2 rRNA genes are annotated in these 3,413 nt (G+C 60.0%); both read right to left on the bottom strand.

Going from position 1 to position 3,413, the window contains the following annotated elements:
• Positions 1-3: 3 nt before the first annotated feature.
• A 5S ribosomal RNA gene (gene rrf, locus KDK95_RS34210) occupies positions 4-120 on the bottom strand.
• 115 nt (positions 121-235) lie between these two features.
• Positions 236-3,358 (bottom strand): 23S ribosomal RNA (locus KDK95_RS34215).
• Between the last annotated feature and the right edge of the window lie 55 nt (positions 3,359-3,413).

The raw sequence follows: 3,413 nt of genomic DNA on the forward strand, positions 1-3,413 counted from the left end.
GTAGCGCGGCGGCGTCCTACTCTCCCACAAGGTCCCCCTTGCAGTACCATCGGCGCTGGCGGGCTTAGCTTCCGGGTTCGGGATGGGACCGGGCGTTTCCCCGCCGCCATGACCGCCGCACGATCATCAGGTTCTTCTCGTATCAACAACCCGGGACGGGTCGGTCGAGTACCTGTAAACCGGCTAGTGGATGCGAACAACGCTGCAGCTGTGACGTGCGTCGAGGGGTTCTAGGGTGTGTAAGCCCTCGGCCTATTAGTACCGGTCCACTCCATCGGTTGCCCGACTTCCATGCCCGGCCTATCAACCCGCTGGTCTGGCGGGGGCCTTACCCACTCAAGGTGGTGGGAGGACTCATCTCGAAGCAGGCTTCCCGCTTAGATGCTTTCAGCGGTTATCCCTCCCGAACGTAGCCAACCAGCCATGCCCCTGGCGGGACAACTGGCACACCAGAGGTCCGTCCATCCCGGTCCTCTCGTACTAGGGACAGCCCTTCTCAATCCTCCAACGCGCGCAGCGGATAGGGACCGAACTGTCTCACGACGTTCTAAACCCAGCTCGCGTACCGCTTTAATGGGCGAACAGCCCAACCCTTGGGACCTACTCCAGCCCCAGGATGCGACGAGCCGACATCGAGGTGCCAAACCATGCCGTCGATATGGACTCTTGGGCAAGATCAGCCTGTTATCCCCAGGGTACCTTTTATCCGTTGAGCGACGGCGCTTCCACCAGCCACCGCCGGATCACTAGTCCCAGCTTTCGCTCCTGCTCGACCCGTCGGTCTCACAGTCAAGCCCCCTTGTGCACTTACACTCGCCACCTGATTGCCAACCAGGCTGAGGGAACCTTTGGGCGCCTCCGTTACCCTTTAGGAGGCAACCGCCCCAGTTAAACTACCCACCAGACACTGTCCCCGATCCGGATCACGGACCCGGGTTAGACACCCGAGACGGCCAGAGTGGTATTTCAACAACGACTCCACGACGGCTGGCGCCGCCGCTTCACAGTCTCCCACCTATCCTACACAAGCCGCCCCGGACACCAATATCAAGCTATAGTAAAGGTCCTGGGGTCTTTCCGTCCTGCTGCGCGAAACGAGCATCTTTACTCGTAGTGCAATTTCACCGGGCCTATGGTTGAGACAGTCGGGAAGTCGTTACGCCATTCGTGCAGGTCGGAACTTACCCGACAAGGAATTTCGCTACCTTAGGATGGTTATAGTTACCACCGCCGTTTACTGGCGCTTCAGTTCACCGCTTCGCCGTGAAGCTGACGGGTCCCCTTAACGTTCCAGCACCGGGCAGGCGTCAGTCCGTATACATCGCCTTACGGCTTCGCACGGACCTGTGTTTTTAGTAAACAGTCGCTTCCCGCTGGTCTCTGCGACCACCCCCAGCTCGAGGCGCGAGGCCCGTCACCGGAAATGGTCCCCCTTCTCCCGAAGTTACGGGGGTATTTTGCCGAGTTCCTTAACCATAGTTCACCCGAACACCTTGGTATTCTCTACCTGACCACCTGTGTCGGTTTAGGGTACGGGCCGCAATGTCCCTCGCTAGAAGCTTTTCTCGACAGCATAGGATCACCCACTTCGCCCCTACGGGCTCCCCATCACGTCTCGGCCTTGCACCGCGGATTTGCCTACGGTACGGCCTACCTGCTTGGCCCGGGACAACCACCGCCCGGGACGGGCTGCCTTCCTGCGTCACTCCATCGCTCGCCTACTACGGACTCAGGCCGCCGGCCTCCTTCCGCCTGGCCCGAAGGCTTCGGCAGGTTCGGGCGGGCTTAGTATCATCCGGTTCGGCCCTTGCGGTACACCACGGGTACGGGAATATCAACCCGTTGTCCATCGACTACGCCTGTCGGCCTCGCCTTAGGTCCCGACTCACCCTGGGCGGAACAGCCTGGCCCAGGAACCCTTGGTCATTCGGTGCCACGGATTCCCACCGTGGATTCGCTACTCATGCCTGCATTCTCACTCGTGCACCGTCCACGACTCCCTCACGAGGCCGCTTCACCCGATGCACGACGCTCCCCTACCCAACACCACACCTGGCCGCCACGTCCTAGGTGACGACGGGCTCGCGATGTTGACACGACTTCGGCGGCGTACTTGAGCCCCGCTACATTGTCGGCGCGGAACCACTTGACCAGTGAGCTATTACGCACTCTTTCAAGGGTGGCTGCTTCTAAGCCAACCTCCTGGTTGTCACCGCGGTCCCACATCCTTTCCCACTTAGCACGCGCTTAGGGGCCTTAGTCGATGCTCTGGGCTGTTTCCCTCTCGACCATGGAGCTTATCCCCCACAGTCTCACTGCCACGCTCAACGTACCGGCATTCGAAGTTTGGCTGACGTCAGTAACCTGGTCGGGCCCATCGGCCATCCAGCGCCCTACCTCCGGCACGCACACGCGACGCTGCACCTAAATGCATTTCGGGGAGAACCAGCTATCACGGAGTTTGATTGGCCTTTCACCCCTAACCACAGGTCATCCCCCAGGTTTTCAACCCTGGTGGGTTCGGGCCTCCACACCGTCTTACCGGCGCTTCACCCTGCCCATGGCTAGATCACTCCGCTTCGGGTCTAGAACGCGCGACTGGAACGCCCATTTCGGACTCGCTTTCGCTACGGCTACCCCACCCGGGTTAACCTCGCCACACGCCACTAACTCGCAGGCTCATTCTTCAAAAGGCACGCCGTCACGGCCCCAACCCAACGGCTGGAACGACGCTCCGACGGATTGTAGGCACACGGTTTCAGGAACTCTTTCACTCCCCTCCCGGGGTACTTTTCACCCTTCCCTCACGGTACTCGTGCACTATCGGTCACCAGGAAGTATTCAGCCTTACCAGGTGGTCCTGGCAGATTCACACGGGATTTCACGGGCCCCGCGCTACTCGGGAACAACGGCCACAGTGCGCAGCATGTCGTCTACGGGACTCTCACCCACTCCGGTCGGCCACTCGCATGCCGTTCGACTACACCACGCATTTCTTACTGTGCTCCCGGCCGGCAGACCGGAACGCCACGTCCCACAACCCCGCATACGCAACCCCTGCCGGGTATCACACGCACACGGTTTAGGCTAAATCCGCTTTCGCTCGCCACTACTCACGGAATCACATGTTGTTTTCTCTTCCACCGGGTACTGAGATGTTTCACTTCCCCGGGTTCCCTCCACACACCCTATGCATTCAGGTGCGGGTGACTGTCCATGACGACAGCCGGGTTCCCCCATTCGGACACCCCCGGATCAAAGCCCTCTCGGCGACTCCCCGGGGCCTATCGCGGCCAGACACGTCCTTCATCGGCTCCTGGTACCAAGGCATCCACCGTGCGCCCTTAAACACTTACACACACGAAAGATAAACTCTCGGAACTCTACTCAAACACTACAGAGCAGCAATCAAA

Source organism: Actinospica acidithermotolerans (genome assembly GCF_018139625.1).
GTDB classification, from domain to species: domain Bacteria; phylum Actinomycetota; class Actinomycetes; order Streptomycetales; family Catenulisporaceae; genus Actinospica; species Actinospica acidithermotolerans.